This window comes from Melissospora conviva (assembly GCF_049523535.1).
GTDB classification, from domain to species: domain Bacteria; phylum Actinomycetota; class Actinomycetes; order Mycobacteriales; family Micromonosporaceae; genus Melissospora; species Melissospora conviva.
The window spans coordinates 1-480 of sequence record NZ_JBLLDT010000021.1 but is presented as its reverse complement, the minus strand read 5'-3'; the positions used below and the strand labels follow the sequence as shown (position 1 = coordinate 480).

Below are 480 nucleotides of genomic sequence, written 5' to 3'. Positions count from 1 at the left end.
TCGGCGCTGAACGGGCGGCGTAAGAAGTTTCTGGCGCTGTTGCGTGACCCGGCGGTGTCGACGATCGTGGTGGAGCATCGGGATCGGTTCGTCCGGTTCGGCGCCGAGTATGTCGAGGCGGCGTTGGCCGCGCAGGGGCGGCGGCTGCTGGTGGTGGACCCGGCCGAGGTCGACGACGACCTGGTCCGCGACGTGACCGAAATCCTGACCTCGCTGTGTGCTCGCCTGTACGGGCGGCGTGCGGCGGCGAACCGCGCCCAGCGGGCTGTCGAGGCGGCGACAGACCCGGACGGCCCGGAGTGAAGACGATCCAGGCGTACCGGTTCGCGCTGGACCTGACACGGACGCAGGAGCGGGCGGTGCTCGGGCATGCCGGCGCGGCCCGCAAGGCCTACAACTGGGTGCTGGCGCGGGTCAAGGCGGTGATGGATCAGCGGGCGGCCGAACGTACTTACGGCATCCCGGACGAGCAGTTGACGC

Annotated in this window: 2 protein-coding genes; both read left to right on the top strand. The window is 70.6% G+C overall.

Annotation, left to right across the window (positions count from 1 at the left end; translation table 11 throughout):
* The coding region (locus ACK8GG_RS21285; RefSeq protein ID WP_502216357.1) for an IS607 family transposase at positions 1 to 303 on the top strand (303 nt) is incomplete at its 5' end.
* The coding region (locus ACK8GG_RS21280; RefSeq protein WP_440357101.1) for a helix-turn-helix domain-containing protein at positions 300 to 480 on the top strand (181 nt) is incomplete at its 3' end. The genes ACK8GG_RS21285 and ACK8GG_RS21280, both read left to right, overlap by 4 nt.